20 protein-coding genes and 1 tRNA gene are annotated in these 26,122 nt (G+C 60.4%); 12 read left to right on the top strand and 9 right to left on the bottom strand.

Annotated elements, in window-relative coordinates; translation table 11 throughout:
- A partial coding sequence (locus KCN53_RS15930; protein WP_224199816.1) for an Ig-like domain-containing protein occupies positions 1-2,372 on the bottom strand: 2,372 nt, incomplete at its 3' end.
- A gap of 453 nt (positions 2,373-2,825) precedes the next feature.
- Positions 2,826-3,542 carry an IS6 family transposase gene (locus tag KCN53_RS15925; protein WP_088713517.1) on the bottom strand — a complete coding sequence of 239 codons (717 nt, stop codon included), beginning with the start codon at positions 3,540-3,542 and terminating at the stop codon, positions 2,826-2,828.
- Between the two features lie 208 nt (positions 3,543-3,750).
- Between KCN53_RS15925 and KCN53_RS15920 the strand changes: the two genes are divergently transcribed.
- The 4 genes from KCN53_RS15920 to KCN53_RS15905 all read left to right on the top strand — a co-directional run bounded on the left by KCN53_RS15920 (position 3,751) and on the right by KCN53_RS15905 (position 5,076).
- Positions 3,751-3,963, top strand: coding sequence for a hypothetical protein (locus KCN53_RS15920; protein ID WP_143712272.1), 213 nt, complete (start codon positions 3,751-3,753; stop codon positions 3,961-3,963).
- An 81-nt stretch (positions 3,964-4,044) separates the two neighbouring features.
- Positions 4,045-4,428, top strand: a complete 384-nt coding sequence (locus KCN53_RS15915; protein WP_088713518.1) for a hypothetical protein — start codon at positions 4,045-4,047, stop codon at positions 4,426-4,428.
- A gap of 38 nt (positions 4,429-4,466) precedes the next feature.
- Entirely contained in the window at positions 4,467-4,919 is a 453-nt protein-coding gene (locus KCN53_RS15910) for a hypothetical protein (RefSeq protein WP_088713519.1), read from the top strand.
- Between the two features lie 66 nt (positions 4,920-4,985).
- Positions 4,986-5,076, top strand: a tRNA-Ser gene (locus KCN53_RS15905).
- Between the two features lie 393 nt (positions 5,077-5,469).
- Here the strand turns inward: KCN53_RS15905 and KCN53_RS15900 are convergent.
- The 3 genes from KCN53_RS15900 to KCN53_RS15890 are packed head-to-tail and all read right to left on the bottom strand — an operon-like array spanning position 5,470 to position 7,684.
- The gene (locus KCN53_RS15900; RefSeq protein ID WP_088713520.1) at positions 5,470-7,047 is read right to left on the bottom strand and encodes a recombinase family protein; all 1,578 of its coding nucleotides are present in this window, start codon (positions 7,045-7,047) and stop codon (positions 5,470-5,472) included.
- On the bottom strand, positions 7,044-7,442 hold the full coding sequence (locus KCN53_RS15895; RefSeq protein ID WP_088713521.1) for a DUF2924 domain-containing protein: 399 nt from the start codon (positions 7,440-7,442) through the stop codon (positions 7,044-7,046). The genes KCN53_RS15900 and KCN53_RS15895 overlap by 4 nt, the downstream gene beginning before the upstream one ends.
- A complete protein-coding gene (locus tag KCN53_RS15890; protein WP_088713522.1) occupies positions 7,439-7,684 on the bottom strand; it encodes a DUF3489 domain-containing protein in 246 nt (81 codons plus the stop codon). The genes KCN53_RS15895 and KCN53_RS15890 overlap by 4 nt, the downstream gene beginning before the upstream one ends.
- A 211-nt stretch (positions 7,685-7,895) precedes the next feature.
- Here KCN53_RS15890 and KCN53_RS15885 point away from each other — a divergent pair, with 211 nt between their 5' ends.
- From KCN53_RS15885 to KCN53_RS15860, 6 genes are all read left to right on the top strand, one after another.
- The gene (locus KCN53_RS15885; RefSeq protein ID WP_088713532.1) at positions 7,896-9,176 is read left to right on the top strand and encodes a site-specific DNA-methyltransferase; all 1,281 of its coding nucleotides are present in this window, start codon (positions 7,896-7,898) and stop codon (positions 9,174-9,176) included.
- Positions 9,177-9,180: 4 nt separating this feature from the next.
- A complete protein-coding gene (locus KCN53_RS16280; protein ID WP_224199815.1) occupies positions 9,181-9,501 on the top strand; it encodes a DUF5681 domain-containing protein in 321 nt (106 codons plus the stop codon).
- Positions 9,443-10,375 carry a hypothetical protein gene (locus tag KCN53_RS15875; RefSeq protein WP_088713523.1) on the top strand — a complete coding sequence of 311 codons (933 nt, stop codon included), beginning with the start codon at positions 9,443-9,445 and terminating at the stop codon, positions 10,373-10,375. Before KCN53_RS16280 ends, KCN53_RS15875 begins: the two co-directional genes overlap by 59 nt.
- A 3-nt stretch (positions 10,376-10,378) precedes the next feature.
- The gene (locus KCN53_RS15870; RefSeq protein ID WP_088713524.1) at positions 10,379-10,996 is read left to right on the top strand and encodes a hypothetical protein; all 618 of its coding nucleotides are present in this window, start codon (positions 10,379-10,381) and stop codon (positions 10,994-10,996) included.
- Positions 10,997-11,169: 173 nt separating this feature from the next.
- On the top strand, positions 11,170-12,513 hold the full coding sequence (locus tag KCN53_RS15865; RefSeq protein WP_088713525.1) for a hypothetical protein: 1,344 nt from the start codon (positions 11,170-11,172) through the stop codon (positions 12,511-12,513).
- Positions 12,514-12,828: 315 nt separating this feature from the next.
- Positions 12,829-13,701 carry a hypothetical protein gene (locus KCN53_RS15860; RefSeq protein ID WP_088713526.1) on the top strand — a complete coding sequence of 291 codons (873 nt, stop codon included), beginning with the start codon at positions 12,829-12,831 and terminating at the stop codon, positions 13,699-13,701.
- A 496-nt stretch (positions 13,702-14,197) separates the two neighbouring features.
- Here the strand turns inward: KCN53_RS15860 and KCN53_RS15855 are convergent, their stop codons facing one another.
- Positions 14,198-17,926, bottom strand: a complete 3,729-nt coding sequence (locus KCN53_RS15855) for a hypothetical protein (RefSeq protein ID WP_143712273.1) — start codon at positions 17,924-17,926, stop codon at positions 14,198-14,200.
- A gap of 9 nt (positions 17,927-17,935) precedes the next feature.
- Here KCN53_RS15855 and KCN53_RS15850 point away from each other — a divergent pair, with 9 nt between their 5' ends.
- Positions 17,936-18,391: a hypothetical protein gene (locus tag KCN53_RS15850; RefSeq protein WP_143712274.1), complete on the top strand. Its 456-nt coding sequence runs from the start codon at positions 17,936-17,938 to the stop codon at positions 18,389-18,391.
- Positions 18,392-18,570: 179 nt separating this feature from the next.
- On the opposite strand, the gene KCN53_RS15845 is transcribed toward KCN53_RS15850, so the two are convergent.
- Positions 18,571-22,608, bottom strand: a complete 4,038-nt coding sequence (locus tag KCN53_RS15845; protein ID WP_172406315.1) for a helix-turn-helix transcriptional regulator — start codon at positions 22,606-22,608, stop codon at positions 18,571-18,573.
- Between the two features lie 395 nt (positions 22,609-23,003).
- On the opposite strand from KCN53_RS15845, the gene KCN53_RS15840 reads away from it, so the two are divergent.
- Positions 23,004-23,741 carry a hypothetical protein gene (locus tag KCN53_RS15840; protein WP_088713529.1) on the top strand — a complete coding sequence of 246 codons (738 nt, stop codon included), beginning with the start codon at positions 23,004-23,006 and terminating at the stop codon, positions 23,739-23,741.
- Positions 23,742-23,845: 104 nt separating this feature from the next.
- Here the strand turns inward: KCN53_RS15840 and KCN53_RS15835 are convergent, their stop codons facing one another.
- Together KCN53_RS15835 and KCN53_RS15830 are read right to left on the bottom strand one after the other, a co-directional pair.
- Positions 23,846-24,508, bottom strand: a complete 663-nt coding sequence (locus tag KCN53_RS15835; protein WP_172406316.1) for a hypothetical protein — start codon at positions 24,506-24,508, stop codon at positions 23,846-23,848.
- The gene (locus KCN53_RS15830; protein ID WP_088713531.1) at positions 24,435-25,481 is read right to left on the bottom strand and encodes an MvdC/MvdD family ATP grasp protein; all 1,047 of its coding nucleotides are present in this window, start codon (positions 25,479-25,481) and stop codon (positions 24,435-24,437) included. Before KCN53_RS15830 ends, KCN53_RS15835 begins: the two co-directional genes overlap by 74 nt.
- Positions 25,482-26,122 lie beyond the last annotated feature (641 nt).

Genomic DNA, 26,122 nt, shown 5'->3' with positions numbered 1-26,122 from the left:
GAGCTTGTGGATCCGTCGGAAGAGACTCTAATTACCTCGATCGGGCGGCTTTCATCATTAGCGCCCACTATGACGACTGCTAGGGAACCATCCGAAAGCTCAACTAGAATCGGGTCATTCAATGTGACCCCGAAATCCACGGTTGGTACTACCTCCCGGGAGTAGATCAGATCGCCTTCAGCAGTGAAACCGGATATCCCAATGACAGTGGGGGTATCAACATTACCCCCGGTGATATCTAAGTAAGCCACAGCGAAAGACCCATCCTCTCCCATAGCAGTTACGCTAGGGGAGCGATAATTTCCGCCAGCCGGAGAGAGCATGATCTCCGAACCCACCGGATTTCCCGATCGGTCCAGAATCCGGCCAAATACGGCCGTCTGCGGTTCGGGAGAATATTGCTGCGACCGCCAGACCTGAATGAACCCATCACCAAGGGGCTCCACGCGAACGTCCGACGAAAAATCCCACTCTGTTTCGTTTAGCTGAGTGACGTCGCCCACGGGCTCAAGGGCCGCGCTAAAGCGAGGCAGTTCGCTGATATTTATGGCGACGGTCCCGGTCGAGAGCTGACCGGCGTCGTCCGAGATCGTGTATTCGAACGCGAAGGACTGCAACTCGCCCTCGGCCAGAGTGACCTTGATGAAGCCCGTCGGTAAGAGTTCGAGCCCTGGCACATCGCTTACGCTGATCACACTAAGCGAATCACTGCCAGCGTCGACATCAGGATCAAGGTCGTTTCGTAGAGGGTTGAAGAAGACGATCCCGCCCTCATTAGCCTCGATCTCGTCATCCACCGCTACCGGCGCATTATCGCTCGCAGTACTGATGGAGAGGCTTTGGACACTTATATCATCGCCAGTAGATAAAACGCCGTCCCTGACGGTCATATTCTGGCCACCGAACAGCGCCACACGGTCGTCGTTCACAGCGATATCGTGAACGATCTGCTCGGTAAGTAACGATGCCCCTCCTTCGAGGACCTCCGTCTCGCTGACCTGCTCCCCGTTCCCCGCAAAGACTGCACTGACCGAGACGCCGGTCACGGAGTCGGATTGCTCACTTGAGGTGTCTGCGAACGCAGAAGCGATAAAGCCACCCTCGGGGAGGCCCTCGATTTCGATCTCCCTGATCGCTCCAACTCTAGAGAACAGCATAGCCGTCTGCGCAGACAGCCCCCCGTCCGAGCCTATTTGACGAAGAACAGCGCCAGCGCTTTGATTCACTGAGTCACCGTCTTCAATGGTCAGATACGCCAGTGCAGCTGGCGTTTGTTCGTCGCCGGTTTTCGCCAAACTGGGATTCTGTGCATTAGCGATGGTTTCCGCCGAGGGCGCTGCACCGATAAACGGCAGCCGTTGGTACAACACCGCCGAGTTGCCGCCGCCGGAAGCCTGAATTGTTGTCGCAAACGCGATTCCGCCCGGAATTTCGACCGCGTCGATCTCTGAGTCCGCGATAGGACTGATATCGGGCAATTCTACCTCATTCTGCGAAACGATCGTCGATCCGCCAGGTGCTAATTCAATCACGCGCGCTACGGTCCTGGAAGCGCCCCCTGAAAGAGCCTCACTTACAATGTAGAGGGCGGCCAAACCGCTATTATCCAGCGAAACGAGAGCGGTCGGCTGAAGAAGCTCTTCGTTCGTAGCGTAAGGAAGTTCGAGCGTCCCGCCCAATTCGCCGCTCGGCTCGAAGAATTTTACGATTGGATGGGGCGATGTGGATGTGCCGGGCTCAACCTCCGCAACGAGCGCTGCGAAACCATTTCCATACGAAGCGACCTTGACGGCGCTAATGGACATACCGATTTGCGCGAGAGGGATATTGGCTGATATCGGTGTTCCGTCGACCGCGACGATGCGCGCAAGGCCCTCCGATACGCCAGACTCGTCTTCGGAAACCCAGCCCACCACAAAATTTCCATCCTGAAGCGCGCTAACCTCTAGCGAGGTTGCTTCTTGCCCCGTGGGATTCTCTAGATTCACAAGAGGTTGCAGATCGTAGGGCTGAAACGAATAGTCCGGCCGAGCCTCTATTAGAATTTGACCCGCGCCCGGCCCCCTCCCGATAGCTGTCGCACCGTCGTCATCAACGATGGTGTAGACAAAGGAATAGTAGCCAGAAAAAGGAATATCTTCATCGCTAAGATCGAATAATACTCTGCCGTCTGGTAGTATCTCACTCGGAAAAAAGTTCACAGAGGCGACCCGCACAGAGCCGCCTTCTGGATCGTAATCATTTCTGACTAAGTCTACAATTGATACCGCGCCGTTACGCAACGTGAATTCGTCATCTACTGCGACCGGCGGTGAATTGTCTGAAACGAGGGTGGGACTTGCGGAAGACTTAACGCTCTCTAGGCTGATCATCTTTTGCCTCCGATTAAATTTGGCCGCTCATCGCGACGCTTTGCTCGCCCTGTATGTATTAAGAGGGAACCAATGCCGAAAGTCGATATTCATCATCTCCAAACCAGAGCATACGGTCTTAGCAACGCAACCTCCGGAAATGCGCGATATGAGAATCGCAGATTATCTACTCGAACGAAATCATAAATCCCTTATTGGTTTAGCGCTAGGACTAAATCCTCTTGAAATCAATCGGGTTATTCTTGATAGAGAGGGCGATAGTGATGTAACGTTGCCGTGACCCCCAGCTTTCCCCCAGCTGGGATTAGAGCCGAGCCGCGTTGTTGCGCATGAGCGCGGTTGAAGCAATTGGCTGCGTAGCGGAGCCCGTAGGGCGCAGCGAAGCAGACGGTGCTGTCAGACTAATGACAACTTGTCTCTGTTTCGCGCAATGCGTCCCTTCCCCGCCAATGCTCACGCCATGAGATTGGCCCACTCGGCCTGGGCGGCCGAGCGGCGGGTCTTGTAGGTCGGGCGGTCGATGAGGTGGCGTTCGGCATTGAAGTGATTGTGGACGTTGGCGTGGACCGAGGCGAATTTCTGCAGGCTTGCCATCTGCCTGAACCGCAGCATCGCACGCTCCCGTCGTCGGAACGGCAGATGCGAGTTCTCCACCCGGTTATTCAGGTGCCGGCCGATCTCTTGCTTCCCGCTGTTTCCCAGCACGTTCATCGCAGAGACGTAGGACCGTAGGCCGTCGGTCACGATCGATTCCGGTGATCCGTAGTTTTTGAGCGCCTTCTTCATGAACCGCAGCGCCGCCGCCCTGTCTCGCTCCTTGGTGACGTAGCTCTCGAGGATCTCGCCTTCGTGATCGACAGCGCGCCAGAGGTAGCGCTGCTCCCCGTTCACACGGACATACATCTCGTCGAGGTGCCACTTCCACTGGCGGAAGCCGCGCATGTAGCTCCTGCGCCGCTGTTTGATCTCCTTGGCGAACATCGGCCCGAACCGGTTCCACCAGAAGCGCACCGTCTCATGGCAGATGTCGATGCCGCGCTCGGCCAACAGGTCCTCGACGTTTCGCAGGCTGAGCGGATATCGGACGTAGAGCATGACCGCGGCGCGGATCACCTCGGGCGAGGAGTTGAAACAGCGGAACGGGCTGGCTGATCTGCGGGATCTCGACATCAATTCGAGCTAGCGGATTAGGCGCCGATCGTCAGCGGTGCATTTAGTCTGACAGAGCCTCAGCGGTGCATTTAGTCTGACAGAACCTGCGATACCTATGAGGCGACGAGATGGCTATCCGGACGGTGGACGACTTGGAGTGTCAGCGAAAATGCTACTCTCTTGAGAGTGACCTCTAGGGGAAGCTTCTACGACATCGCCACGCTGGATGAGATCGTTCTCATCAACCGAGGCTACTGCCGCAACTCCTAACGAGACCGCCGCCGGCGCGGTTCTCCTCCCGCTTCCCAGCCGCCGCCACCCGGTCAATCGCATGTCGGTGGGGGCCCGGTTCGCCTGGGTCCTTGGCATCGCGGTCTCTGCGGCGGTCGGCTTTGGCGGCATCATGGCCGGCCTGTCGGCGATCGGGTCCCTGTTCTAGAGGATGGGTCCGCCTCCTCTCGCTTCTCTTCCCCTTTGCGTGTCCCGGGCTGCGGCCCGGCGGCGCAGAAAGGAGAGGGACATGTTGAATGAACGACTTACGGCGGCGCAGAGCGTTGCGGCGCGCCTGCACGAGGCGGAGGCGGCGCTTGACCAGGCTATCCAGGCGGCGGCGCTTCTGTCCGCGGAAATGCCGCGGGCTCGCGCGGACGCGAAGGTGTCCGCACTGTTCGGGCAGGAGGCGATGGAAAGCGCGCACGGCGTCCTCGCCCAGCTCGTCGGCGCCCGCAGAGATCTCTGCGACACCCACGAACGGCTCGACGGAGTCAAAAGCGGAATCGGACTGAAGACGCGTATGCTTGGCGCCGGCTATCCGAAGCCGATCCCCGATTCCGCCTCGCTTGCGGCGGAGGAGCGGGCCGAAGCCGGCGGCCCAAACAGCGGCTTGACGGTCGTCGGCCAGTGACATGAGCCGTCCATGTTGACGGCAGGGGCGGGGACCCCGTGACGGGCGGGGTTCTCGTCAGCCTTTTCCTGACGGCGATGTTCTGGCTGTTCGTTGTCGGCATCGGGATTGCGGCTTTCCGCTTGGGCGGACGAGAGGAGCGGCGGGTGTTCCTGCTGCTCCTTTTCACCGTCTTCGCCTCGGTGGCGGTGCGCATTGCCGGGCGGGAGGATTTCGAGGCGATCAGCCTGGGCGTGTTCATCGCCGATCTGGTGCTTCTCGCCGTCCTTGTCTGGGTGGTGGCGCGCTCGCCGCGCTATTTTCCGATCTGGACGATGGCCTTTCATCTCAGCGCAGTGCTGTCGCACCTGGCGCGGCTTGCGACACCCGACCTGCCGCCCGTCGCCTATGCCCTGGGGGAGGGGTTCTGGGGCTATCCCGTCTTCGCGACGATCCTGATCGGCTGCGCAGAGGTCAGGCTGCTGCGCCGCATGAACCTTCCCATCCCCTAGCGAGCTTTGCGGCCAGATGGGGGTGGCAATTCGCGGTGCGCTTTTGTAGAGGGCTGCTTTCGCGCTGGAGCGGTGGCCGAGTGGTCGAAGGCGCACGCCTGGAAAGTGTGTATAGGGTAACCCCCTATCGTGGGTTCGAATCCCACCCGCTCCGCCACGAACCCTGCAAACCTGTCTCTCTTTCGGCGCCCCCAGAACAGGCGTCGGAAAACAGGCAGGAATTCTGCGCTCAACCTAACCGTTGCCCCCAATTCTGCAGCGTCTCAGCAGGCGCGCTGCGCCGATTTCAGCGACCGGTCTCTGCGCGTCCGATGCACGGTTGGGTTTGCCCTTCCGCATTCAAGAACAGGGAAAAATTCGCACAGAAGCAGGAAAAACAGGAGGGGAGCGTAGTCTCCGACAGGCCTGAGTTCTCAAAAATGGAGGAAACACATCTGCTTGCGCACGGTTGCCGCCACTTTCCTGTTAATTGGCCAGAACAGGGGATTTAACGGCCGTAACAGGGCAATATTTCGCCGAAACAGGCGATATTGTCCCTGTTACCGCGAATCTAGCCGCGTGCGGAAAGCTGGTCGATCAAGGTTTTCTGGGCGGCCCAATCGACCGGGATCGGCGCTTTCATCAGACGCTCCAGAAGAAGGCCGCGCGGCTGGTGTCCGGCGAGGATGTCAGCTTGGATCTCGGGCGCGAGAAAGGCGAGCCGAATGATCTTTGCAAGGTACGGCGACGCTGGCACGCGCCCGAGGACGGGGCGACCGTTCCGGTCGAGGCGGACGTGCTCATGCGCGCGGCGCAGAGCCTTGATGAGAACCGGGTCCGGCGAGGTCTCGGGGCGGGCGGAGGCTTCGATGAACGTCTGCCCGCCGCGAAGCCGCAACCGCATCGGCATGGACGCGACGATCCGATCTTCAGCAGCCGTCAGTTCATCGGTTGACGAAAGATGGCGCTTCAATCGCGGCTCGCACGCCGGCGCGAAGCTTAGCTCGAGGTGATCCTCAAGAATGGCGACACTCATGACCTCCTTGATCGAACCTGCTGTGCCGAGGAGCCGGTCAGCTTCGCGGGCAGCTACCTTCTCGATAGACGGGCCAGCGAGGCGCCGGATGCTTGCATCGCTGACCGTGCCGCCCTGCTGAAGCGGGGCCGACACATAATATCGGTAGAGCTTGCCGCTAGCGCCGCGAGAGAAGGTCGGCGACATTGGGTTGCTCTCCGCGTCGAAGATCCGACCGGTGAGCAGCGCCGCCGCCCGGCGCGATCCCGCTCCGCCATGCCGGCGCCGCTGCCGGTCCAGCTGGCGCTGGACCTTCGTGAACAGGCGTTGGTCTACGATGGCGTGGTGAGCGCCATCGTAGACCTCGTCCTTGTGGACGATCTTGCCGAGGTAGGTCCGGTTGCGAAGGAGGTAGAACAGCGCGCCGCGGCTGAACGGCTTTCCGCCGATGACCTTGCCCTTCCTCGTGACCGTGCGCTTCGACAGAATGCCGTCCTCGTCGAGACTGACCTTGAGAGCGTTGACGGAGCCCAGCTCCAGATACCGCTCGAAGATCATCCGCACCGTCGCGGCTTCTATCTCGTTGACAGCGAGCGCACGGGCGTCGTCCTGAGGGAGGTCGTAGCCAAGCGGAAGACTGCCGCCCATCCACATGCCCTTCTTCTTCGATGCGGCGATCTTGTCTCGGATGCGCTCGCCGGTAACCTCGCGCTCGAACTGCGCGAAGGACAGAAGGACGTTCAGCGTCAGCCTGCCCATCGACGACGTAGTGTTGAACTGCTGGGTGACACTAACGAAGCTGACGTCCTGCTTGTCGAAAAGCTCGACCATGCGCGCGAAGTCGGCCAGGCTGCGGGTCAGGCGGTCGATCTTGTAGACGACGACCGTATCGATGCGGCCCGCCTCGATGTCAGCGAGAAGTGCCCTTAGTCCCGGTCGTTCCATCGAACCGCCCGAGAAGCCGCCATCGTCGTAGCGCGCGGGCAGGGCGGTCCAACCTTCATGCGCCTGGCTGAGGACATAGGCAGAGCAGGCCTCGCGCTGCGCGTCGAGGCTGTTGAACGACTGGTCGAGGCCTTCCTCGGAGCTTTTCCGGGTGTAGAGCGCGCAGCGCTTTTGCGGCGGAGCAGTCATGTCCGCAGGCCGAAGAAGCGCGGACCGTTCCAGCGGCTCCCGGCTGCTGCCGTCGCGGCGGCAGAAAGACTGCGATAGAGTCTGCCTTCCAAACGAAAACCGTCCGCTTCCACGACCACCTCTACGACGCGCCCCTTCCACTCACGGCGGAGGACGGCTCCTAGGCCGAGCTCCTGTCCTGCAGGAACGGTCGCCCCGGTCTTCCGGAGCGTCCTGCGAACCTCTCTGGACACCCCGCCGCCACTTTCGGCCTGCAGATGGAAGCCCAGCATCAGGCGGAAGAGCGGTTCCGAGCGAAGCGGCGGCGGGTCGCCGTAGCGCTCCCGCCAGACCGCGCGCAGGCCATCGAGATCGAGATCATCGAGCCCTTTGACGAGTTCCGAAGTCGTACTCATGCTCCGGCACCGCCGACGATCCGATAGCGGCGCTCGCCGTTCAGCTTTTCGGAGCTGATCGCGAGGCCCCGCTTCTTCTTCAGAGCGCCGGCCATCGCGCCGCGCACCGAGTGCGTTTGCCAGCCGGTCGCCTTGGTCATCTCGGCGAGCGATGCGCCGGTTTTCCGCTTCAGGAGCGTCTCGAGCCTGTCGAGTTTCGACGGGGCCGTCGTCTTCTGAGCTTTCGGTTTCGCCTGGGTCATGTCTTTTTCCTCGCGTAGGGGCAGCCGCGACTTGCGGCTGCTACCGAGAAGAGCCCGGGCGGCCGGGCTGTCATGACAGCAATGCTCAGGCCGGGCGGACAGTCCAGTCCAAATCAGGCTGGGCGTCTGGGCACATCAACATCTTCAAGTTATCAACAGCTTTGTGCGACGGGGATTCGTTGTGCCCGGTTTGTTCTGCTATGATCGAGCCATGGCCAAGACCGACTTTGGGGCAGCCGCCGCTGCCGATCGCCCGCTCGTCGTTACCTATCGTGACGCCGCGAGCCTCAAACCCGACCCGAACAATGCGCGCACTCACCCGCGGCGGCAGATCGAGCAGATAAAAGCGTCGATCGAGGAGTTCGGTTTCGCGAACCCGATCCTTATCGATCAGGCGGGGCGGATCATCGCCGGCCATGGACGGCTGATCGCGGCAAAGGAGCTCGGGATGACGGAGTTTCCGACCATCGCGCTCGACAAACTAGACGAGGCGCAGGTCCGCGCGCTCCGTATCGCCGACAACAAGATCGCGCTCGGTGCCGGTTGGGACGTCGACCTCCTGAAGGCTGAACTTGCCGACCTTTCGGAACTCGACCTCGACCTCACGGTTACCGGCTTCACCACCGGCGAGATTGACGTTCTCCTCGAAGGCGAGTCCGATCCGGCAGATGATGAAGTCCCAGCCGCGCCTGAGACTCCGCGGACGAAGCCGGGCGATGTCTGGCAACTTGGCGATCACCGTGTCGCTTGCGGCGATTGCCGGGACGTGGACTTCCTCCGGCGAGTTTTAGGAGCCGGCGAGGTCGTAGACGCGGCCTTTCTCGATCCGCCCTACAATGTAAAGATCAACGGCCACGCGAACGCGCGCGGCCGCCACCGGGAATTCGCCATGGCGTCCGGAGAGATGACCGACGCCGAGTTCCAGACCTTTCTCAAGGAAACGCTAGGCGCCTGCGCGAACGTCTCCAAACCCGGCGCAGTTCATTTCGTCTGCATGGACTGGCGGCACATGCACGACGTGACCACGGTCGGGGAAGGCATTTATGGTGCGCTCCTCAATCTCTGCATCTGGAACAAGTCGAACGGCGGTATGGGCTCTCTCTACCGCTCGAAGCACGAGCTCGTCTTCGTCTACCGCGTGGGTGACGCGCCCCACTTCAATGCCGTCGAGCTTGGCCAGCACGGCCGCTACCGCACCAATGTCTGGGACTATGCCTCCGTCAACGCCGGCGCCGGCAGTCGGCGCGACGAGCTCGAGATGCACCCGACCGTCAAGCCGTCCGCGCTCGTTGCCGATGCGATCCGCGATGTCACCCGCCGCGGCGAGATCGTGCTCGATACCTTTCTCGGCTCCGGCACCACCCTCATTGCTGCCGAGCGGGCAGGGCGGCGCTTCCGCGGCACGGATATCGACCCGCTCTACGTCGATCTCGCAGTGAAGCGGTGGGAAGATCTCACCGGCCAGGCGGCGACGCTCGCCGAGAAGGAGTAAGCTGATGGCACGGTTTCAGAAGGGGCAGTCCGGCAACCCGAAAGGCCGTCTACGATCCGTTCTGAATACCGCCTCAAGAAGATGTTTTCTAAGCTTCCAACCAGATCCAGCGCGATCAATAGCAGCAAACGCCAACATTTCGGACATTCACTCGCTGGTTCCGGACATCCCAAAGCGAACTTGGTTGGGATCCTCTCCCACCGTTGGGAATAGCATTTGGTCCGCCAGCGTAGATCAATTACTTTGGCTCTGGATTGGGGGACGCGATGAATACTTGGCCTACAATACCCGACGATGTCGTCGCATGGTTCCGCAGCGTCTTTGAGGACGCGAACCGCCGCGTGTGTGAGCGCTTGGTCAACCTCCCAAATATCCGCGAGACATCGCTTGATGACGGGTTGATCGAGGCGCTGATCCCCGACAGCGCGCCCACGCTACTGCCTTCTGGCGCAATCGTCCGCATGGACACGCACAATATTGGCGGTTTACGCCGGTTGGGTGCTCCTCATTGGGATTGGGATATCCCGCAGCGCCGACGCTGGGAAACAGCGGATATTGCGATCCTCGTCTTCGTATATCGAGGCGATGCGCTGATCGCGAAGAAGATCGGCTTGCTCCAGTCCAAACGGCTCTTTCCAATAAACCAGGATGTCGAAGACGAGGATGAAATAGGCTTCCTGCACGGCATGAATGCATTCATCCGCCGCGACGGGCAGCAGGCGGCTGCCGCACTCCATCGGACTTACAACTTCGACGAGACCTGCATCTTTGCCGCGTTGCAAGCCGGACACCGGCAAGTCGAGCTCATCGACACGCTTAACCGGGATTTCGGCAAAGCCGTCTTTTACCTTCTATACGCGCCGCCCCATCTTCCCTGTACGGTCACCTACCCCCTCAGCCAGCGCATCCGCGTTGGCGACATGCCAGTCGGAAACCGGGTGGTGGACGCCGAGAACGCCCACCAAGCTCTCGCCGGTCTCAACAATGGCCAGTCTCCCACTTTCAGCCTGTTGCAGGACGCCTGCACCGGCCGTGATTGGCCGCTCGAAACTTGGGCGGCCGATCTCCTGTTAACCTGTCAGGTTGGACAGCAGTTCGACGACAGCAATGACGATCGGGTCCGCTATTTTCTCGAACGTCGATCTGGACCTATTGGGGCGGCGCTCGCCGCTTCCATCACCCTCCCGGAGAGGGTCTGAGCCATGCGAAGCGGCGACATCCCATTCAAGTTCGACCTGACCGATCTTCTCGCGCGCGCCCGTCGCCAAGTCGGCGGGCGCATCGGGGACGTTACTTTAAACCTGCCTTTCATCAGTATCGCCGTCAGTCCCAAGGATCGCGAACGAACAGTGGCACGCGAGGTCGTTCTCCGTCTCCGGGACCGCCGCGTCTTGTCCGCTTGGGAATGTTGCGACGGTTGCATCGAGAGGGCCCTTACGTCGCTTATGGAAATCCGCAAAATCATCGTCGACAAGGAAGTGGAACTCGCCGAGCTACAGGACGGGCCGCTGTTCCTTCTGCTTGATGCGATGGCAGCCGGGATTCGCCAGTTCATGACTTTCGAGGAACTGCTTAAGCGCGACGAGGATGCGCCACCGCATCTATGTTTCGGCGAGTTTAATCGCCCGCCCGACGTACGGCAGGCCTATTTCGATGGTCTTGAAATCCTGCGCGGACACCTGAGCCGCTGTCTGGGGCAGATCGCGCTTATTGCGGGAATGCCCATGCCGACCGACGGCATCGTCGAGAATTATCAGGGGCCGTGGCAGCTTGAAGCCTATCAGGCGCCGCCTCAACTGCCGGAGCCGTCCGAAGACTGACGCCGCCGACATAGTCGCCGTTCAAGGCTGAAGCTGAGGCCTTCAAAACTTGCCTTACGTTCATCGATTAACAGGTGCGCCTGTTTGACTGGTCTGGGGCGCGATGTACCGAAGACACGGTTGCTCCCGTATTTTGCCCGCCGCTAATGTCGAAGCGTGCTAGCCCGTGCCACATGTCAACGAAGTCCACAGCACAACACGTCAGCGCATTTCTCGACGAATGGCAGGCTACGACGGTGATGGTGCAGGAACGCGTCGGCCGTGGCGACAGCGCGTTCCTAAAGGAAATCGTGTTGCTGGAAGGCATGGATCGCGCGAATTGCGTCAGCAAGGCCGGCAATTCGCACCTTGATGCCGCCGCGAAAACGCTGCTGTTACGCGAAGGCCTGGCCGCCAAACTCTCGCGGCAGACCGCGCGCAAGGCGCTGCTCTGCGGCCTCTCCGAGCACCTCCCCAAAGCGCTTAAGACCCGCCGGCTGTCCGAGCATGCCATTGTCGAGAAAGCACGCACTTTCCTCGCCGCGCATCCGCGCGACGACGGCCTCTATTTGTTTCCCGTCGTGTTCGCCCACCGCGCGAAGGAAACCGACTTCCGCGTCGGCGCCGCGCGCATCGTGGCGCGGCCGGTCCTCGAGGCAGAGTTGGTGGATGCCTGGGCCCGGCACGACGCGCCCGACGACGAGTGGGCGCGGCGCCTCGGCGACGACTGGAAAAAGCACGCGCAATCCTTCGACCACTTCATCACCGTGGAGATTGCGGGGCACGAGGAGCGCATGGCCTGGCCGGTGGCACGCGACGCTGCGGAATGCCTGCTCAACCTCATCCGGATGTTCTTTGGATACGACGCGATGGACGATGTCCGGATCGGCGACGGATACCTCTGGCAGGAAACCCGCTCGGCGATGCGGCTCACCTCGGACGGACATATTTGCCTATCGACGTCCTTAGGCGGCGGCCGCTCGCACTTGGAGGACGGCTGGACCGAGCCCTTCGATCGCCATCTCGGCCATTTCGCGCGTCTGCTCAGCGACGTCGTCACTTGGCACACGGTGCAGGACGGCAAGCCCGACGCGCTGCTCGAGAGACTCACCTACTTCAATCGGCTCATTTCGGAAGCCTATGCCGAGCCGCATCATCCGATCCGGCTGGTGCGTCTGGTGGCGGCGCTCGAGGCGCTCACCCTGGTCGGCGACAAGGACAAGGCGCACAACCTGGCGCATCGCTGCGGATGCACGGGGGGCAGCGGCGATCCCGAGGCATATTGCCGAATCTACGACGCCGTGCGGGAAGCCTATCGCTGGCGCAACGCGGTCGTCCATGGCGACGCACCGTCGCATGGCGAGATCATGCGCGCATTCCGCAGGCTCGAGCGTCATGTCCTCGACGTCTATCTCGGGCTACTCTCGCTGCACGCCGGCATCGCCAACGCCGCTCGGCCGCGGTCGATCGGGGCGTTGCGGCGCGAGTTCGGCGCCCGCGTCGATATGTTCTTCTGGTCGCCGAGCTTAGCGACCTGAGGCGCCGCAATCGTAGAGATCACAACGTCATGCGGAAAATGGCAGAAACCTACCGTTTCGGAAGGTTTGGCTAGAACCGCCTTGAATGCGGACATTTGATGGTCTGAAGTGGCTCCCTGAAACCCGTCTTTCATTAATCAAACTACCGCAGCAGGGCAGCAACTGGGGACATTCCGGTCGGTCTCGTTTTGGCAATCGGCACCGGATAGCTGCGGGTCAGCTCTCCGGCATTTAGTCAGGCACGTCTCGACCCATTGCGGACATCCCGATAGAGGCTGATAACTGCGACAGATCAATTCAGCCGGAAGCTTGTCGATGGCCGCCAATCCAACAATCGATGAAATCATGAGTGCGATCAGGGACTCGGGTTACCTGATGGAGCAGGAGGTCGCGACCCAGCTCGAGCAGCGTGATCTACACGTGCGCACCAACGTCGCGTTCGAGGATCCGGATGAGGGAAAGTCACGCGAGATAGACGTCGTAGCGGTAAAGCGGGTGGCGCATGACGAGAATTCGAAGCTGGCGGCGTTCGTTGAGCTGCTTATCGAATGCAAGAACAGCGCAAACCCGTTCGTGTTCATCGCCCGCCCGAAAAACGAGGGTGATAAGCACAAGCGCCCGGAAGAATTCCTATTCCCCTACCGCTACGAGATGAAGAAGGATCTAGGAGGCGGTCGTGGCCTATCGCGGCAGCCTTCTGCCTTTTCTCATCTGGGCTTCGACCAGGTCTACAGCATCCACCAGACAGCGTGGAAAGCGGTTCAGTTTTGCCGCATCGACAGGAAGGGCAGCGGTTGGCACGCGAACCACGGTGGCCTGTATGATGCAATCTTCTATCCGATGTCGAAGGCGATTGTTGCGCGCAAGAAGGAGGTGCCGCGCGGCACCCGACCGGAGGACTGGCGCTACTTTTGGTTCTTCTTCCCCCTGGTGGTAACATCAGGGGAGCTGTTCCTGATTGACGCGACCGCTGAAAACCCAACGCCGGAACCGGTAGAGCATGTCACGTTTCAGCGAGAGCTCAAGTCGGGGAAGCTGTCCGGTTCATTCACGCTGACGTTCGTGCAGCAGCAGTCGCTTGAAACTTTCTTGGCATCAGTGGTTGATCCAGTCGCCTCGTTGGCCGCCGATTTAGTGACTAATCGTCAGGCGTTTTTGAAGGAAACCGACCTCCCATGGGTGGATTGAGTTTGCGCTCAGATCTTTCTCTCGTGCTGACTCGGCACTCTATCGGGCCGACACTTTCTTGACCGCCCGCTTTCCGCGAAGGCAGGCATCCGAAGGCGGCAGTCCAATTCAGTTCGACTGGAACAGCTGTCCGTCGACTTTCGGGAGCGCAGCTGCGGCTAAAGAACGACTGAGTTTGGGTCGGAAACCGCCGGTTCTGAGGTAAGCCGGCACAGTGGCAAGGGTCGCCGAGTTAGCCGCCTTTCGCGATGCCTTTGCAATACGTTGATACCTGCCGATCGTTCACATCGGGGAATCGCCTCACTCCGTCGTAGTTTAATCAGGTATCGCGAAGTGCACGTAAGTTGAGCGGAATAGGCAAGCACGCTCCTCAATTATTTAACTCTCGAACCACCGGGTTTTCGCAATTTGAAGGCGCTACTGCTAAAAACTCTGGGGTTAGGCGTCCAAGCGAACAATTGCGCACCGCATATGGCACTAGAATCGCAAACTGGCATCATTTTGCGAGTGGCTGCTTGCCTGATCTCTTGCGCCTTGCGGGCTTACGCTTGAGTGGGCGTACGCCGGACACGTCAATACAACAGACAACCGGTTGTGGGCCAGTCGGACTCGTCGCTCGAATACTGGATGCGCGCTTCCGCAAATGCTCGAGAACCGCAGGCAACTGAACCGGTTGCGAGTGTCCGGCGAGCTGCCAACCCTGCGATCGGCTTTTCTGGTGAACAAAGAGCAATATGCCGTGACGCGCAGTATCGTGACGCAAATACTGGCCGCAAAGCTGTTCTTCGAGCGCTTTCTCCATTTCCACCACACTCATTGCTTCGAGCACCTTGATTTCGATTGGCAGGGCCACACCAGTGATGCGGCTGTGGAGCGTGATGTCGGGCTCCTTCTCGTCGGCGACATGAGGTTCACGGACAAGGGTGTAAAGTTGCGGCTGCAGGCTTTCGAGCCGGTCGGCAATCCAGCGCTGCACCGCGTTCTCGCCGCTCAGTTCCTGGAGCGTGGTACCTTGCGAAAAGCGTCCATTGAGGAGGTCGTGCTCAATCTGCTCGATGCGTCTCACCGCAAGAAACTGAAGGTCGGCGGTTGTCGAAGGAGGTTTTCCGAATTCGGTTTCGAATTGCAGGACATCTTTAGCTCGCCAGGGCTGCAGGGCGGCGTCGGCTAGCGCACGCCGCCGCGCGAGTTCGCGCAGCCAATCGGGTTCGATATCGATGTCGTTCTTGCAGGCCATCTCTATCAGCGCGGCATGCGTTGCTTCACCCGGCGTTTCGGCTAACCGATTGAATAGCGCATTGCGCGCGTCCTGTGCGTGGTCTCGCTCGCCAGGCGAATAGACTTCACCGCTTGGTCGATCCACGTCGTCTTCCCGCCGGATTCCCTCGAAGGCCGCTCGGACAAGGGCCAGCAGCCTTTTGAACGATAGCGTTGGAGGCAAGGGCCTTTCCTGCCGAAAGCGACCGCCGACCACGCGCGGTAGAAGGGCCGCGCATAAGGCGCTTCGTGCGGGGCCGTCATGGCCCTGCATCAAAATCTCGAGGCAGTCGATCGCATCGTCACCGTCGATCGCGAAGAGCAGAGCGAGATAGATGGCTGCCGCTTCGGGACTGTTCGCGCATAGCGCCATTGCTCTCAAGTCCTGACCGAATTCCGTGTCGCCGGGTCCGGCCGTCTTGGTCAGCACGTCCGCCACTTTAGGCAGCATCGCAGGTGGAACATCGCGCTCCGTAGTCAAGCGCGTCCGTAGGTGCGGCGTTACCAATTCGGCGATGGGCTGCTCGCAATAGGTGATCCTGTCCAGCATTCCGTGGGCAGCGGGGTTGCCGTCATTGAGCTGGCTGTCGATTTCAGCGTTCAGGATCGGCGCGACCAGGTCGGGTTTCACGTTGGCCAGTGAGACCATGTAGTCGGGGAATCCATTCAGCTCGACTATGGCGTAACGGGCTGCCCGTTCGGTGTCGCTGTCGGACAGTGTCATCGCCCATTGCGGAGTGGCCGCCGCAGCGAGCGAGGTCCCGGCGAGTCCCATAATGTCAAAGCCCTTGGTGCCATTGCGCTCATCTGGCGGCAGCTCGCTTGGAATGCGGGGCATCCGGCGATGGGCAAAGTCGATCAGGCCGAGGCGAAGTTTCTCGGCGACCTCTTTGCCGACAATAGGCTCGATCGCGGACACATCCGAGACGGAGTAGCGAGAGCGGGAGGACGTCCGAGAATTGAGAAGCCGCCAGAGATTGTAAAGACGTCTGTCCACCGTATCTTCGGTTTGAGGATGCAAGCTGTCGAGCTGACCTGGATCGGCTCGCAATTCATCGATGAACCGGATCCAGCTGTCGTCGCGCTCGGCGGTCCGCTTCTGGTTCTCGCGGCGGGATTTCTCGAGGCGCGCATGCGAGCGCTTGAGTTCGGGCGACTCCTCGATCGGCTTTTGCCATTGCTCGTGGGCAGCCAAGAGATCGGCATCGACCGCAGCCGCCTGACCGGTGCGGGCGAGAAGTGCGGCGTCGCCGCTCTCTCGGCTGATCGCATGGGCCGCGCCGAGAGCGAGCAGGCGGTCGCCCGGATCGGCGCGGCTGATCATGTCGGTGAGCAGCCAGTCGAGATCGTCCGGGCCAAGCCTGCCGGGCCAGCCGAGATGCTGCATCTGCCACACATTGGGTGCCGGCTTGTCCACGAACCATGGATGTTCGCGCAGCGCTTCCGCAGCCTGCCAGAAAGACATCTGCTTTCGGATCGTCGTCGCGACCATCGCCTGGTTGAGCTGGTCCTCGGTCGGTCCGACGCCGCGATAGGCCTGGTGATCGTGAAGTCGCAGGACGAACTGGGTGACCACTGGGGGAACCTCGCTCTGGCAAAGCGCGAGCAGACGGACCGCGGCCGCGATCGCAAGTTCGGCGAAAGCCTCGGTGAACTTACATTCGTCGTCATTGCCCGTGAGCGGTCCAATGCGGTCTACGACCGCGGCGAGGAATTCGATGAGCTCGTCGCGCGTGTTCAGGGCAGCCGCGAGGTCCGGGCCGATGGGATGAATGCTCTTGAAATTTTGCCCGTCGGTCACGCCGAGCACGTCGATGACGGAGAAGAACTGTTCGACCGGGAGGAAAGTCGGGAACAGGCCCTCAACAGCGCTGAGAACAATGTCACGCTGCAAATGCTCGAAATCGGTAAGGATGTAATCGGCGAGCCGTCGCTTGTCCTCATCCGTCCCCATTTCGACGAGGATCATCCCGGCGAGGATCTGGCTGATGTCGTCAACCGAATCCTCAAATGCCACCTGGCGGGCAATGTCGAGTCCCCCCTGCTGCCGCCCAAGGCGGATCAGCCGCAGCAGAAGATGGCGGGCGTGCCTCGATTTTGCAAAGCGCCCCCACCACTCGGGTATGAGGGGATCGAAGGTGGGGTCGGCCAGGCGGCGGAAGAGGTCGTCCCCGAAGAGATGCCAAGGGTCGTGGTGGCCCGCCAGAGCAATTGAGGCCTCGATCGCGCGGACGCGCGTCGCCACTGGCAGCGATCCGGGGTCGCCGCGAGTGAGCAGGATGTAGGGATCGCGCTCGATCACCTTGTCGGCGATTGTCGGATGCCAGATCGATAGCCAGGCGCCGACCTCGACCATGTCCGGCCGGATCAGCGCCCGGCCATAGATGTCGGCGAAGAGAAGATCATGAATCTCTCGCAACGGACAATTGTCGGCAAGCCTGCCATGAAGCCAGCACGCAGTGAGATAGGTGCGCACCGACCCCTCATTATCATTGTGAAGACGAATGCGGCCCAGCGTCGCCGGATCGAACACGGGACGGCCGAGAAGCTGAAGCTGATCCTTGGCCGGCCATTCGGGAAGAACCGATTGGATCGAAAGCGCATTGGGCGTCGCTTGACTGTCGAGACTAGCGCTGGGCAGGCGGACGGTTTCCTTTCCTGAAAGATGCAGTGCAGCCGCGATCCGCTCGAGGGCATTGCGGGCGACTTGCGGGCTCAGCGTGTCGCGCCTGCGCCGATCGGGTTTTGGATCGATCAGCCTCGCCGCGATGCTTGCTTCGAGCATCTGCTGGAGCGTTCCGAGCTTGTGATGGTCGTGCCAGTACTTGGCCATCCATTCGAGATCGAGGGGACGGCCTGCGAAATGCCAGAGGTTGCCGTGTTCCACCGCGGCGATGAATGCGTCGGTATCGGTGACGCCGGCGTTGCCAGCGAACTTGCGGATGCGGGGTTCGTCGAGCGGCTCCATGAGGACGACTTGGACCGGATCGGGCGGATCAGCCGGCTTTTCAGGCTGGCGGTGCGACAATGTGTCGCGAATGAGATTGTGATGGTGGTCGGCGGGATCGGGCGGCGGCAAAGGCACGGGCATGGCCAACCATTCCTCGACGGCCGCGCGGTCGGCGATGAAGTCCCAGTCGCTGAAGCGCCCGGAAATGAGAACGGTGGCCCGTTCTTCCATTCCGGCAATCGCGTTGGAGAGATTGCGCAGCGCGGCTTCGAGGCGGAGGCCCTCGTCCTTCGCCTCGTCGACCGAGTCGATGAAGAACCAGCAGTGCGCGTCATCCTTGGCTCGCCAGCTTTCATAGCGGGCCAAATCCTGCGCGCCGATCGCATCCTGGAAGCGCGAGCGGGCGACGTCCTGTACGGCAGCACGGCAGGCAAGCGCCCCGCTTGCGATCTTGGCGCGCCATTGCGCCTCGAACTCGAATGACTTGCCGCTGCCCGCCTCGGCCAGCACGATGACGCGCGGCATTTCGAGAAGGCCCTTCCAGCTGAGCGAGCCGCCATAACGGGACGCCAGTAGGAGGTCTGGCCGTTTGGCCTCTTCTTCGCTGACGGGCCGGAAGGTTCGATCCAGATCGAGCTTAGGTTGCGCCGCGTTCGCCACGACTACCGCCGAAGACGACGACGTACGGCTTCGTCGGTATCGTGCCAGTGCGCGTGGTCCTCCCACATGCGTGTGATGCTGTCGAGCAGCCGTGCGGTGACCGGATAGTCAGACAGGAGCTGCCGTTCATAGGCGCGATATTTGTTCGCGAGGGTACGTTCTGCTCCGCCCCCGGGACCCCGCCAGGTTGCGCCGCGATTGTTGAACAGCCCGATTTCCATTCCCCTGAGAATGCGGTCACTGGCACAGGCCTCCAACGCATCGCGAACGGCTTCGTTCGGCCAGATGCCGTCAGCTCCAGGTTTGGATCGGCCGAGCAGTTCGCCGATCTGGCTGTCGCCGACATCGAGCCTGCCGACCGCCTTCAGGCGTTCCCGGACATCGACGAGCCAGGCCAGCAATCTGGTAGGGTCAACCGTGCCGTCCTCCTTGGTGCCAGGGGTGCGTTTGAGTTCGCGCAAAGCGCGAAAGACATTTTGAAACACCTCTTCGCGCAGCGGCTCGGGCTGATTTCGGTCGGCGTCCTCGGTTCCATCATCGCGGCGGTAAAGCAGCGAAACGAGCTGGACGAAATCGCCGGGAGATTGTTCGATCTGCTTTTCCAGATTGCGAATGCCGTGCTTGGTGTGGACCAGGGCATTGAGGAACAGATATTCATAGTTGGCGAGCTCGGCGACAGTTGCGGCCTTTTTCGCTTCAAGGGCATCGAGCGCGCGGTCGATCCGTCCCGCCTGCAACTTGATATCGGTATGAGTTTCCTCGCTCGGCTGGACGACCGCGCGTATCAGCCGTGCGAGCATCGCGCCCTCGACCTTGTCGAATTCCATGGCAACGGCGTTGAAGGCCGAAATGGGGCGACCGACTTCGAGCAGCCGCTCAATGATGAAGCTCAGTTCCTCCTCGTCATGGCGCCAGCCATAGGGCGACACGTCCCGCCAGTAGAGAATTTCGAGATCGGGACGCGCAGTGCGGATGATGTTCCATGTGGCGCCCTCGAACGGCGAATGGAGGAATAGGGTGAGCGCTTCGGGTTCAGGCATTGCAGCGCCGAGGGAGGCGAGGATCTCCTGGCGCTCTGTGTCGTCGAGCGCGGATAGCGCCCCCTGGAGTGCACCGGCCCAATGTTTCGTGGTCTCGTTACCGGCTTTTCCGACAAGCTGGCCTATGCGCTCACGGCGATCGCGAGACGGTGTCGTAATGACGAGATATTGTCCGACCGTTCCCCAGGCATTGACGCCGGCTAGCAACCGGCCGATGCCCTCGAGCCCGTCAGCCCCGACGATCTCTTCGATCGCCGAGCGGCGCAGACTGTCGATATGGGCGGCGTGCCTGTCGAAGTCGAAATCATCGTCCCAGACATCGTCGCCGGATTCGGACACCCAATGTTCGGCAAAGAGCCAGCGGTAGCGCACAACACGATCCTGCGGCGCAAGCGCCTCAAAAACGGCGCGCCGGCGGCGCGCCAGCTTGTCCTTGCGGCCCTTCTTCTGATTGCGGCGCGCTAGCACCGATCGCCGCATGTGCTCGCGCAGTTCGGCGCGCTCCTCATCGCCGGCGCCGGCATCGATCCAGCCCTCGACACGCGCCCAGACCGCTTGCTGGTCCTCGTCGGTGAAATCGGCGGTGTAGGCGATGAGATCGGCAAGCTGCGCGCCCTCAAGATAGGCCCAGCCCAGCATGAGATCGAGGGCGTGGCGGCGCATGCGGTAGTCTTCGTCATAGGTCACGGTGCCAGTTCCGGCGGCATCGGTGCGCCAGCGCGGCTTGCTGTTCGGGGATGCCACGGTGTTGTGCGTGTCGATTTGCGCCTTGCAGAGGCGCCAGCCGACCGCAGGAAATTCGCGCACGAGCGTGTCGAGCAGCTGGAGGCGCTGGTCGATGTCGGCGGCGGTTTGCGGCAGCCAGGAGCGGAAAAGCGACTCAAGGCTGTTTTCCGGCTTGTTCGCCCAATTGTCGTTGATCGGAACCTCGCTCAGCCGCGCGAGAATGCGCGCGACGCGGAACAGGTTTGTCTCGTCCCAGGCGATGGATTCCAATGCCCAGAGCAGTCCGCTCCTGTCGGGGCTGTCGAACATGCCGCTTTCGACCGGGCGCAACATCGCGAGGAGTTGCGGGTCGTGCGATCGCAAATCCAGCTCGACGGCTTCGAGGAAGGCGCGGGGCGACGCCTCGGCCAGCAGTGGCAGGTCGGACTGTTGCGAAAGCCAGGCGCGCGCTTCGACATTGCGCAAGAGTTTCGACACGAGGGCATCGACCCGCACACCGACCGGATTGACATGCGAACCCAGGACGCGGTCGCCATATACCGCGAGGAGGACGAGGAGTTCACCCACAGCGGCCCGCATGGAGGCCGAAATGTCGCGCTTCTTGCCATAGATATTGGCCTGCCAGCGCTTCTCGGGTTCCAGGTCCAGCGCCGGGTCGTCCTCCGAGAGGATGAATTCCGCGACCTCGAAGAAGCGGTCGACATCGGACTGGCTCAGGGCCTCTCCAGCGGTGAACAGGGCGTCCTTGCGCGAAACCAGTCCCCGGTAATTGCCGATTGCCCAGACCGGCGATTCTGGGAGCAGAAGCAGGGCGCTTAGATCCTCTTCCACGGTTTCGAATGGGTGGCCCGCGAGATCGGCGACGAGCATCTGGTCGGCCGGAATAGTGCGGTTCCAGGCACCTGCCAGGAGCATTGGCATGAGTTTGCGCAGCAACGGCTTGTCGCTCGCCCATTGCGGCTTGCGCAGTTCTGGGGTGAGCGCGAGGCGGCGGCGAAGGATGGTCGGCGATAGCCCCGTCTCGTTCTTGAGCTGGTCAAGCAGATGTTCTTCGACTCCCATCTCATTGAGCGCACGGTCGAAACACTCCTCGCTCGGTGTCTGGAGGGTGAGGTCAGCATCGTTCTCGACGCTGGTCCGGGGGCGGATGACGATGACCTTATGGCGGCGCGTGAGACTGGCGGCGGCGAGTTCGGTTTCACGATCAGCGACGAGGAGGATCGCGTCGTGAGACGCAGCGGCGATGCGGGCCAGCGCCTCGGGACTGGTCGCAAGGATTGTGCGGTCGTGCAGCAGCCCGGCGTCGCCGTCGGGTTCGAGCAAAGCGAGCGCGAGAAAGGCAAGCGCTTCGTCGGGCGAATCGGCGACGACGACAAAAGGGTGCTCGCCTGCGCTGTCGATCCAGTTGACCAGTGATTGGCGGCGGTCCTTGATCGCTTCTTCGAACAGCAGGGGCGAGAGTTTTGGCACGGTCGATTCGGACCAGCGCCGCCAGCATTCGGGCAAGACAACCACGTCCTCGGTACGACGTCCGATCTCTCCGGAGAACCAGATCTGCGTGTTGGCTGAACGTTCGAGCCATTGTGCGAGGTCTTCGGCATCATACACGCGCACGTCGCGCCACCCGCCGAGCTGGCGTTGGGTCGCTGCCCAGCTGTCCTTCCCCTTCCATTGGAGGGCAGTGACGAAGACGAAGGTGGTGGTGGCCTGTTCCGCCTGAGTCAGCTTGGAGCGTGCCTGGATATCACGGTTGGGTTTGCCGGGTAGGTCTTTCGAAACCGAGAGCTCCCAGCCCGCTCGCCCCTCGGGCACCCAGTGCCCAGCGCTTGACGCTTCGGTGATGCCATCCCAACCTTTGCGTTCGCCTGCGTCATAGCCGGGAAAGTCGACCTTGGCCCCGGTGTCGGTATCGGCGTGGACGAGACGCCGCAGCAGGACAGGCAGATGGGTGCGCGCTGCCAGAGTTTGCGCCCATTGCTCGATGTCGGTGGCAGTGATCTTGAGATACCCGGCGGCCTGCTGCCGGGCTGAGCGTTGCTCATTCTCGGCCTGTCGCGCCTGTTCTCCCGCCTCGGCCTGACGGCGGATGAGGTCATCGGAGTTTGCGCCAAAGGTGCGTTCGAGCTTTAGAGCCATGTCCTGCGAGAGCGAGGCCTTTCCGTTGAGCAGATTGGATAGCGCAGGGCGACCGACGCCAAGCTGACGGGCGGCAGCGCTTACGGAAAGGCCAGCAGGAAGGACGCTATCGCGTATATAAGGTCCGATCGATACCATTTTGACGATACGCCTGTGTCCCGTATTGTACACGCAACAGGTAATGGCTGTCAGCCGTCCGGTCAATGAGCTTTGAGAGGGGTGCCTGGAGTGCCTCATGTGCTTTTACAACAAAAGCGGGCGCTTCCCGGTGCTACTCTACATATTGAATTATAATCATTTTATATGCCGTCCGCTGGACCCTATCGCTCTGTCGATCCGATGAGCAATGCGTTTTTGCGCGAGCAGCTCGGGTTCAAGCAGGGCTGAGTCCACAGACCTCGCTTGTGGACCGAGCTGCGATCCAAGCGGGAGGGATAAGACTGTTGGCGGAGGGCCAGCGAGAACGCAACGTCCGCTAAGTGCCGTGGGCATGATGATGCAGGCACCGGTCGTGCGCGAAGGAGTGATGGGGCATGAATTTCCTGAATTTCGAAGATATAGACCTCGACGAGCATATCTATCGGATCATGCCGCAGAACTATGTGTTCAATCTGTTTGCCCGGCGTGAAAATGTGCTGAGTCCTATTCACAAATGGAAAGACAAATTCGAGAACTTTCAGCTTAAGCTTGGCGGCGTGCTCGACAGCAAAGCGTTCACCTATGGATTCGCTAATCACTTCGTGGGTCAGTGCTGGTCACGCGAAGCCTATTCAGAAGCGATGTGGGGCATCTACGCCGCCGATCCGGAGAAGCGCTTCGTTCGCATTCGCTCGACGCCGCGCCGACTCCTGCGCGAACTGATCAACGCGCATCCGGAAGCGGCGCAGGATCGCTGCTTCTTAGGGGTGGTTGAGTACAAGCGAGAAGCGGCGCTTAAGGCGTGGCTGCACCGGAGTAGCGAGCTCGAGGTTTCGCCGTCGGCCTTCGCAAAGTCGCTACTGCTCAAGCGCCATGCCTTTCGGCACGAACGCGAGGTTCGCTTGCTCTACTTCAGGGAGCCGCAGGATCAGAACAACGATAGCCTGCACCACTATCAGGTCGATCCGCATGCAATGATCACGCAAATTATGGCTGACCCCAATCGCGACCGGCGTGAGTGGGAGCGCGACAAGGCCGCCATCGCGACGGCAACCGAATTCAAAGGTAAGATCAAGCGCTCGAAGATTTATGATGCGCCGGACTGGAATCCTCCCAGTTATAGCTCGAACTGAGTCATGCGAGCCGGCTCACCTGCCAGATTTGGTCCGATGAGCCCCGCCCGCAGCGTCGGGGCTGCACTGGTGTCAGCCGGGTCGTAAACGTGAGAGTGGATAGGTCATTGAGATTTGCCGGGTGCTGGCAAATCGGTTTTGATCGCTTCTCGCCTCCAAATACCCTGCCGCTCGACAATGGGATCTGCCAGAAAAAGCGCCGCTAGGGCTAGAATAGCGATTGCATAGGCGAACCCGACCGAAACAAACCATTGCTGCTGTGCCGCGAGAAGCAGGAGGCCGAAAAGCATAAACAAGAGAATGGCTGTCAAAGCACTACGCTGACAGCGATGGAGACGGAAAAGCTTGAGGCTATTTGGCTTAATGGCTTGCCGGCATTCCCAGACCAATCCTGCGATTTCTTCGCGTAACGCCTCGGCGCGTGACAAGGTCTGAAAGTCCAGGACAGTGTCGACTGTCAATCGATACTGCTTTGCAACGCTGAGGACGCCCAGCGCATGGTAGAGGCCTTTGACGAGAAAAGTGAGCGAACTCAACAGGGCGGCAATCAAAGACCATCGCATACCTCCGTCGGCTGCGCTAATTGTCTGGGCCAGCGGGACTATAAATCCTGCAAGAATTCCCAATATCGCGAGCATCGCGGTTGCACGCGCTTCGGCGGCCTTTCCGCGCTCATTTTCCGCCGTGTTCCGCTCACGGACGAAGGCCAGCGATTGCTGAAGGACGTTGAGATCCTTCGAAGCTATTTGCTCGACTATCCCACCCATAGACATCTTTCCGCCCTTGCAGACATTCAATGATCGCATCGCGTATGGGATAGCCGGCCTTTTTCTCGATCCATGCCCATTGCCCGTTGGGATTGAGCTCGAGAAAGTACCATCGACCATCCTGACCCAGCACAAGGTCGATGGCTGCATAGCGCAGGCCAAAATGCGCTGTGATCTTACGGCAGCCCTCGGCGATATCGGCAGGCAAGGTAATAGGTTCGTGACGCAGATCTAAATCGCTAACGTCCCATACTCGCCAGTCCACCTCGGTATCGGCGTGTTCCTGAGAATATATGGCTGTCGCGTATATCTTGTCGCCGACGATGGTAACGCGAACGTCGCAGTTTTTTATGATCTCTCGCTGATAGATCATGGGGAGCATAGCATATTCGTCGAATTGTTCGATAAAGTCGGCCTCAACTCGCTTGGTGGTGGCCATCGTCACGATATTGTCGGCATGGCTGAAACCGTTCTTCACAGCCTTGCAGATGATTTGGCCCTCATGGCGGTCGTAAAACTCACGTACACTGGCTCGGCTGTTCGTGATGCAGGTTTCAGGCACACACAGGCCAAAGTCGCGAGCCAGATGGAGCTGTTCGATCTTATTTGAAGCGAGCCAGAGATTCCTGGGGTGATTAAGCCAGAGGCGAGCCGGAATGACGCGCCACAGGCCACGCAAAACCTCCTTGAGCTCGCGCGCTGCGAACGCTCGGTCAGATGGAGCAATTTCACTCGAGATATGTGGAGTACGGGGTTGGCGGAAATAGACCGCGGAAATCGCATCCGAGGCAAAGCTCTCCCCATTGTCGCATCGGATAACAAAATCGGCTGTCGCACCCACCGCGATGTGAATCTGGAAACGGGTACCATAGTCCTCGGTATTGAGGCGCACGAAAGGAATGCCGCGTTCCTTGAGGCGCAAAATAAAGTAGTCGCTTGCAAGATCTGCCTTGTTAGTAGCGACTAATAGCATCCATCATCCTCCGGATCTGGATCGTCGTCGCTGGGCGCCTGCATGGTTTTTGACTCGGTCCTTCCAAAACTATCCTCGCTCACCAAGGGAATGAGTTCTTCGTTGCGTACAATGACGTTTATTCTCTCCTGGTCATCATATGTCGAGCAGATATCTTCCATCTCGAACCTACGTGCAGTAGCCAACAAATACGACCTTTTCCCTGACATCTTCCATCTCCTAAATTTGTCCCCATTCTTTGCTTCTATATGAAAAGGAAACACCCACAAGCGCTGCTTTATCTGCGGTGAAGTCACGAAGCTGATGGGTCCGTTCGCCTTCCGGAACGTCTGCTATCGCAATCGGCGCTCCTAAGAGCAGCCTTTCCGGATCGTCCGCCAGAGCGGTCACACTCGCTGGGCCAACGATATGGCCGCTTTCGGCATGCCGGGTGGTTTGCAAGCGCACCACGATGAAGGTGACGATGCTCGGTTTCGGCTCCCACGGTAGCGCCCAAAACGCAAAAACGCCGTGCGCTGACCGATTTTACTCGATGTCTTCTCGTCCCGACACACGTAATCCGATCGCCATTTCCCCATCCGTCAGCACGCCACTGACTGCGATCTCTTCACGGGTCTGATCTGCCCGGGGACGGCTGCGCC

It is taken from the genome of Pacificimonas aurantium, assembly GCF_020092905.1.
GTDB lineage: Bacteria > Pseudomonadota > Alphaproteobacteria > Sphingomonadales > Sphingomonadaceae > Pacificimonas > Pacificimonas aurantium.
The sequence above is the reverse complement of the archived record's forward strand: the minus strand, read 5'-3'. Positions and strand labels throughout refer to the sequence as shown.

Coding starts and splice junctions, on each gene's coding strand:
- KCN53_RS15835 (WP_172406316.1), bottom strand. CDS start 24,508: ATGGGTGGGATAGTCGAGCAAATAGCTTCGAAGGATCTCAACGTCCTT.
- KCN53_RS15830 (WP_088713531.1), bottom strand. CDS start 25,481: ATGCTATTAGTCGCTACTAACAAGGCAGATCTTGCAAGCGACTACTTT.
- KCN53_RS15885 (WP_088713532.1), top strand. CDS start 7,896: ATGGCCAAGACCGACTTTGGGGCAGCCGCCGCTGCCGATCGCCCGCTC.
- KCN53_RS15865 (WP_088713525.1), top strand. CDS start 11,170: ATGTCAACGAAGTCCACAGCACAACACGTCAGCGCATTTCTCGACGAA.
- KCN53_RS15890 (WP_088713522.1), bottom strand. CDS start 7,684: ATGACCCAGGCGAAACCGAAAGCTCAGAAGACGACGGCCCCGTCGAAA.
- KCN53_RS15860 (WP_088713526.1), top strand. CDS start 12,829: ATGGCCGCCAATCCAACAATCGATGAAATCATGAGTGCGATCAGGGAC.
- KCN53_RS16280 (WP_224199815.1), top strand. CDS start 9,181: ATGGCACGGTTTCAGAAGGGGCAGTCCGGCAACCCGAAAGGCCGTCTA.
- KCN53_RS15845 (WP_172406315.1), bottom strand. CDS start 22,608: ATGGTATCGATCGGACCTTATATACGCGATAGCGTCCTTCCTGCTGGC.
- KCN53_RS15925 (WP_088713517.1), bottom strand. CDS start 3,542: ATGTCGAGATCCCGCAGATCAGCCAGCCCGTTCCGCTGTTTCAACTCC.
- KCN53_RS15875 (WP_088713523.1), top strand. CDS start 9,443: ATGAATACTTGGCCTACAATACCCGACGATGTCGTCGCATGGTTCCGC.
- KCN53_RS15900 (WP_088713520.1), bottom strand. CDS start 7,047: ATGACTGCTCCGCCGCAAAAGCGCTGCGCGCTCTACACCCGGAAAAGC.
- KCN53_RS15920 (WP_143712272.1), top strand. CDS start 3,751: ATGAGATCGTTCTCATCAACCGAGGCTACTGCCGCAACTCCTAACGAG.
- KCN53_RS15840 (WP_088713529.1), top strand. CDS start 23,004: ATGAATTTCCTGAATTTCGAAGATATAGACCTCGACGAGCATATCTAT.
- KCN53_RS15895 (WP_088713521.1), bottom strand. CDS start 7,442: ATGAGTACGACTTCGGAACTCGTCAAAGGGCTCGATGATCTCGATCTC.
- KCN53_RS15915 (WP_088713518.1), top strand. CDS start 4,045: ATGTTGAATGAACGACTTACGGCGGCGCAGAGCGTTGCGGCGCGCCTG.
- KCN53_RS15855 (WP_143712273.1), bottom strand. CDS start 17,926: ATGGAGCCGCTCGACGAACCCCGCATCCGCAAGTTCGCTGGCAACGCC.
- KCN53_RS15870 (WP_088713524.1), top strand. CDS start 10,379: ATGCGAAGCGGCGACATCCCATTCAAGTTCGACCTGACCGATCTTCTC.